Here is a 6,471-nt window from a genome sequence, read left to right on the forward strand (position 1 = left end):
TGTCATCACTACTCCTTCAGCTTTGGATCGAGAGCATCACGAAGGCCATCTCCGAAGATGTTAAAGCTCAACACGGTAATAACAATAGCCAATCCAGGAAAGAATGTCGCATGAAAGATTGTTCCACTATTATCTTTAGCTGCGCTAAGCATCGATCCCCATTCTGGCGCCGTAATATCTCCTCCTAAACCAAGGAAACTAAGAGCTGCACCGATCAAAATTGCCACCCCAATACGCATTGTTAAGTAAACCATGACAACCGATAGCGTACCAGGAAATATGTGTCTGAAAATAATAACCGTATTAGGAACTCCAATCGATTTGGCAGCTTCAACATAAGTCATTTCTTTCAGGGATAACGTAGATGCACGTACGATCCTAATAAACACTGGAATAGTAAACACCGCTACAGCAAAAATAATATTTGTTATCCCTGCACCTAAGAAGGCAATCACAGCAATGGCTAATAGTATCCCAGGAAAGGCCAATAATACATCTGTCATTCTTGTTACTAAACTATCTAACCAGCCTCCATAATAACCTGCTAATAAACCTAAAACTGTTCCTATGACAGTTCCAATTGCAACAGAAACAAATCCGATTAATAACGTTTCTTTTGTTCCATGGATAACACGACTTAAAATATCACGGTTTTGATGATCTGTCCCGAACAAATGCAAGGACGATGGACTTTGGTGTTTGTAAGCATCATTTAACTCTATTGTCGTACTTTGAAGAACGAGAGATGTCAATACAGGTTCGATTGAATCCGGTCCAACTTGAAATTGAACAAGTGATTTGGCTTCACCTGCTTGTATTTGCACCAAACCTTCTCCATCACTTTCAAAAGATACGACTCCATCTTCGTCTACAGAAACGGTATCTTCTGTTAATGAGTTGATTTGGAAGCTAGCAGCATCATCATCATTTGTTGTACTAGATTGAAATCCACTCGTATCTTCTTCCTCTTCCTCTCCATATAATTCTTCTGCTAACTCTTTTAAATTATCTAAGGAGGTAATTTCCGTTCCATCTGTTAATAACGCAGACACTTCAATTTGGTAGCTATCCCCTTCCGAGAAGGAAGCATCTGGTTGATTAATTCGAATTTGTGAGATCGTAGGTTCTGCATCGTCAAGAGGAATTTCTCCTCGAACGAGAACTTTTGATACTGCAGAAACATCACCACTTTCAACAATCGCATCAGTATACCCTGAGGAATTAGCACTCACTCGTATACCTGATTGAGATCGTCTAACGGCAGCGATTCTTCGATCATCTGTTTCCGTCTGAATTTGAGTTAATTCTTGCTGCTCTATCGTTTCGCCATTACTTAAAAGACCTTCAATCTCTAGAGTCAAACTCGTTAATTGTTCCAAATCAATTCCCATATCAGGATATTGTGCTGTGACTGGTCGATGTGGATCATAAGGGGAAAATAATGGACCAAATATCCCCACAAGAACAATAGCGATCACTAAACCAAAAGCAAACACAGCAAGTTTTTGTTTTAAAAACTTCCGTAAAAAGATCCGAAAAGGAGAATTTTTCTTTTGCTTATCCATCTGTGCTCCCCCTCCTATTCATATCGAATTTGTGGATTCAAAAATCCATAACTGATATCCACAAGTAGATTAATAATCAAAAATTGCAATGAAAATAATAGAATTAGAGCTTGAATGACCGGATAATCCCTTGTCAAAATCCCATCAATTAAATAGGAACCCAGCCCTGGCCATGCAAACACTTGCTCGACTACAACAGCCCCTCCAATTAAAAAACCAAATTGAAGTCCAGCCATTGTAACTACTGGAATCAATGCATTCCTAAGCACATGACTCCAAATAACGACTGATTCCTTTTGCCCCTTTGCTCTAGCTGTACGAACATAATCTTCTCTTAAAACTTCCAACACACTAGATCTTGTGAACCTTACTATCGTTGCAGCTACACCAAAACCTAGTGTTAAAGACGGTAAGATTAGATGAATCCAAGTTCCACTCCCACTTGTCGGAAACCACCCTAACTGAACAGCAAATACTTGCATCATCATTAATCCAAACCAGAACTCTGGAATACTAAGAGCTGTAATCGTTGATATCATCCCTACTCGGTCAACGAGTGAGTTACGCTTTGTAGCAGAGATAATCCCTACTGTTACTCCAATTAAAATCGCCCAAAACATACTTAGGATCGTTAATACAAACGTATAATTGAATCTTCTTAACACTTCGTCCGATACATCCGATCGGGTACGATAAGATTGTCCAAAATCACCTTGAATCGTCATATTGTACATATAACGACCATATTGAACGATTAGAGGATCATTAAATCCCTCACTTTCTCTCATTTGTTGATAAGTCTCTTGGTCTATCTCTGCCCCATACATGATTCGGATCGGGTCCCCAGGAGTCAGATGAACAAACAAAAATGCAATAATCGTAATAATTAGTAAAATTGGAATCATTCCGAGAAGCCTTCTAAGAATAAAATTCAGCATTTGACCACCTCTCCTTCCATAATCAACTCGTGCTTAATTATTAATGGTTATGTACAAAATAATAGAATAACTATGTTAAAAGGGGGAGCCTAATTCTAATAGCTCCCCCTATTATGTTTAACGAAACTCAGCTAAATTTAGATTTACTGCACCAGAAGGTAATACATAAACTCCTTCTAAATTTTGATTTTTTGCAATAATTGCATCTGGAATATGCAAGAACACCCATGGTGCATCTTCATAGATTCTTTGTTGAATATCTGCATAGATATCCAATGCCTCATCTTCATCAGGAGTTGCTAATGCTTCATCAAACAGTTCGTCTAACTCTTCATTAATATAGAACCCTGAATTATTAAAGTTTGGTGGCACACGATCAGAAGCAAAGTTCGGACGCAGTCCATAGTCTGCTTCCCCTGTTCCAGGAGACCATCTTCCAATCCATAAGTCCGTTCCATCACCCTCATCTAACATATCAAACAATGTTCCTGCTTCATACGCTTGTACTTCTACGTCAATTCCTATCTCTTCTAACTGAATAGCTGCGTATTCAGCCACAGAAATAAATTCCGTGTTATTTCTCGTCCACAACGTCGCCTCGAAACCATCTGGCTGTCCACTTCCATCCATCAACTCTTGCGCTCCGGCGACATCATACTCGTAAATAGGTTGCCCTGAATAACCGTATACATTTGGTGCGATTGCGGAATCTGCAATCGTTCCATATCCATCAAGTACTTGTGCAATTAGTCCATCTTTATCAATAGCGTGATTCATCGCTTGCCTAACATCCAAGTCATGATATTTTTCATTTTCAAAGTTCATACCAATATAAAATACATCTGTCGTTGGCCCTGTATACAAGTCAATATCATCTTCTTGTTCAAGCTCACCCGCATTTAAAGTCGGGATCGGGAAGATTAGATCTACTTCTCCAGTTTGAAGCATATTCACACGAGTACTCGCCTCTTGAACTGGTCGGAATGTAATTTGATCTACTCTTGCTAATTCTTCTTCATTCCAGTAGCCATCAAATTTTTCTACAATGACATGTTCGCTATCTCTCCATTCGACAAATTGGAATGGCCCTGTTCCAACAGCACCTTCTCGATCTAAGTTATAATCTTCATCTTCATTTTTCTTTTCATACTCTTCTAATGATTTCATAGCTGCAGATGAATGAGCCATATAAGAAGCCATCGCTGAATTAGGCTCCTCTGCACGAACAGTGACAGTGAAATCATCATCTACAATAACTTCATCTATAAAAGAAAAGAATGATGATCTTGCTAAACCATTATCAGAATCTCGAACATAGTCTAAATTTTCTTTAACGACGTTTGCATCAAATTCTGTCCCATCATGGAAAGTAACTCCTTCTCGAAGGGTGAACGTTACTTCCGTCGCATCTTCACTATAGTCGTAATCTTCAGCCAAAACTGGCACAATGCTCATATCCTCATCAAAACGAAGTAATCCTTCAAACATTGTACTTTGAACGGTTGCTGAGTTTCCATCCGTTGTATTTTGCGGATCCATAGAAGTTGGCTCCGCTTCAATTCCGACGGTTACTTCTCCACCATGATCAGCTTCTTCTTCATTGTTACCGTCATTCATATCATCTTCATTATTTCCTGCATTTTCTTCGGTATCAATCGTCTCATCAGGTGTTTCATTGTCATCCGTTTCATTAACGTCATTGTTCCCTTGACATGCAGCTAAAAATAATACAAATGCTAATAACATGATAAACCAAATCTTTTTGTGAATGCCCACTCTTACATCTCCCCTTTTTTTGTGTGTTGCTATATAAGTAATGCAAGTATCATGCCAACCTTTAAATAATCTGAATTTTATTAATTTACTGATTCATCAATCCTTTTAATAGCAATCAAAACGGGCCATATATTTTATAAATTTCAATAGAAAGAGATTAGTAAAATATCATTTAACCCTCATTTACTGGGTGAACCATAAAATTAAATGGTTGTATACCATGAACAACATAACTTTGAAAGATAAACGAACATATTTACTAATAAGTTGAAATTCATGTTAGATCTCTTGTCTAAAAGAACGTTTTATTGTTTTTTAGTACCTATTAGATTGGAGATCTCTGCATGAATTTATTTAAAACCCCTAAAAGTAGAGGAACAGCATGGCTTTATATCCAATAAATGTAGGAAGAAAAAAGTCACCCATTACAACCAATAAAACACTAAATATTCTGAATTTTTAACTTGTTAATTTTAATACCACTCTTTATCATGTTAAAGAATGCTTCCTCTTTTTATCAAAAAAGTTATTAACACCTGTAGGAAAAGAAACGTATAAAAACCCCGAGGCGATTCTCCTCGAGGTAGCTGAAGCTATGTTGAATATTATAATAGAGAATGGATATTCAACACGAATCTTTATCATTTGTGCAAAAATTAGAATCGTTTTTACAAAAATACAATGGCTAAACTGATCGATAAAACACCTAAAACTGCTAATTGAATGCTTGCAGTGGAATTATTACGTCTAAATGTACGCCAAACAAAGAGATACGTTGCAAACATCAGAACCATAAATAAAATCCCGTCAATGACTGGGTGTATCAATGTCAGCTGAAGTGTCACGTGCTGGTAAATAGAGTAATTTACTAAAAGCGCTATCGTCCAGCCAAGAAAAATTGCAATACCAATCCATTTTAATAATCGTTCCATAAAAATTATCCTCCTTAATGACTTATTGTTCCCTGTTTTCCTTAGAATTTTTCATTTTTTTCTCTTTCATTTATATCATATGATTAATCCTTAAGAACAACTTGTTCATAAAAAATTTCATACGCTTCCTCATCATGCAGGCCTTCTATTTTCGCCTGCTCTTCTCCGTTTTCGAAGTGAACAACCACTGGAGTTCCTTCGATTTGATAGTCATCCCATCCTTGAGGAAATTCTAATATATTGTACAATTGCAAATCGACACCCATCTCTTCTGCTTTAGGTACAAGTAATGAGGAGGCCATATTACAAAATTCACACTGTCCACTATAAAAATAAACGGTTACATCTTCCTTATTGTTTATTCTATCTGCTAAATCTTCAGGTAAAATAATGTTTTGATACAACGGGTCATCTAATTGATCTATCGTCTCACTAGCTAACGAATCTTTTTCAAATGGATTCCCTTCAGATTGCTGCTGATTTTGATAAGATGTAATAAATGCAAGCAATACAAAAAGCAGAACCACTACACCGCCAAAAACAATTATTTTTTTCATTTTTCCGTTCTCTCCTTCGATGTTTTAATAACCCAAACCATCAATAAAGAAATAATCAAAAATGCTAAAAACGCTAAAAATGGAATAGTGATGAAACCTAAAATATTGATATATTCATAATTACAAGGAATAATCCCACACGCTTCCCCAGCTGAAGACAAGAATGGTATTTTTTGAAGCATGTAATGATACAAAGCGAATCCCATGCCAATTAATGATAGTGGCAGCGTATAATATGCTTGACGAGCGTCTTTTTTTACTGTAGCGATAGCTAACGTGATCGCAAGCGGATACATGAAAACTCGCTGTGCCCAGCAAAGTTCACACGGAATATAATTTCTAATCTCTGAAAAATATAAAGAACCTAAAGTAGCAACCAACGCCACTCCCCAGGCTCCAAACAATGCAAATTCTATCTTTTGTTCATTTGTTCGCAATACTCTCCCTCGTTTCGGTTGTATATTAATTGTTTTAATGAATACTCCCGCCACTTAATTTCTAACGAAATTTGAAGTGGGGGTTTCTAGGGTATCGACTTTCAAGATGACGATTAACCGCTAGTGGAGTTGACACAGGGGTGTGCTAAAAACACCCAACCCCGCTATCCCATTGGTCTTGCCTTTGGGATTACTTTTTTTATTGTAAAACCAATGATGTTGGTTTCAATAATGTTTGAACACTTGAAATTGTCTCTTCAAACGCT

At 37.1% G+C, this 6,471-nt stretch carries 6 protein-coding genes; all 6 read right to left on the reverse strand.

All coding sequences use genetic code 11. The features are described from left to right. Window positions 1-8: 8 nt before the first annotated feature. The gene (locus QDN89_RS06865) at window positions 9-1,565 is read right to left on the reverse strand and encodes an ABC transporter permease (protein ID WP_280769356.1); all 1,557 of its coding nucleotides are present in this window, start codon (window positions 1,563-1,565) and stop codon (window positions 9-11) included. A gap of 14 nt (window positions 1,566-1,579) precedes the next feature. After that, window positions 1,580-2,503 carry a nickel ABC transporter permease gene (gene nikB / locus QDN89_RS06870; RefSeq protein WP_280769357.1) on the reverse strand — a complete coding sequence of 308 codons (924 nt, stop codon included), beginning with the start codon at window positions 2,501-2,503 and terminating at the stop codon, window positions 1,580-1,582. A 117-nt stretch (window positions 2,504-2,620) separates the two neighbouring features. Next, complete coding sequence (locus QDN89_RS06875; RefSeq protein ID WP_280769358.1) at window positions 2,621-4,279, reverse strand: glutathione ABC transporter substrate-binding protein; 1,659 nt, start codon at window positions 4,277-4,279, stop codon at window positions 2,621-2,623. A gap of 668 nt (window positions 4,280-4,947) precedes the next feature. Then, window positions 4,948-5,211, reverse strand: coding sequence for a hypothetical protein (locus QDN89_RS06880; protein ID WP_280769359.1), 264 nt, complete (start codon window positions 5,209-5,211; stop codon window positions 4,948-4,950). An 83-nt stretch (window positions 5,212-5,294) separates the two neighbouring features. Further along, window positions 5,295-5,768 carry a thioredoxin family protein gene (locus QDN89_RS06885; RefSeq protein ID WP_280769360.1) on the reverse strand — a complete coding sequence of 158 codons (474 nt, stop codon included), beginning with the start codon at window positions 5,766-5,768 and terminating at the stop codon, window positions 5,295-5,297. After that, the gene (locus tag QDN89_RS06890) at window positions 5,765-6,205 is read right to left on the reverse strand and encodes a disulfide oxidoreductase (RefSeq protein WP_280769361.1); all 441 of its coding nucleotides are present in this window, start codon (window positions 6,203-6,205) and stop codon (window positions 5,765-5,767) included. Before QDN89_RS06890 ends, QDN89_RS06885 begins: the two co-directional genes overlap by 4 nt. Between the last annotated feature and the right edge of the window lie 266 nt (window positions 6,206-6,471).

The organism is Salipaludibacillus daqingensis, assembly GCF_029891575.1.
Lineage (GTDB): Bacteria > Bacillota > Bacilli > Bacillales > Salisediminibacteriaceae > Salipaludibacillus > Salipaludibacillus daqingensis.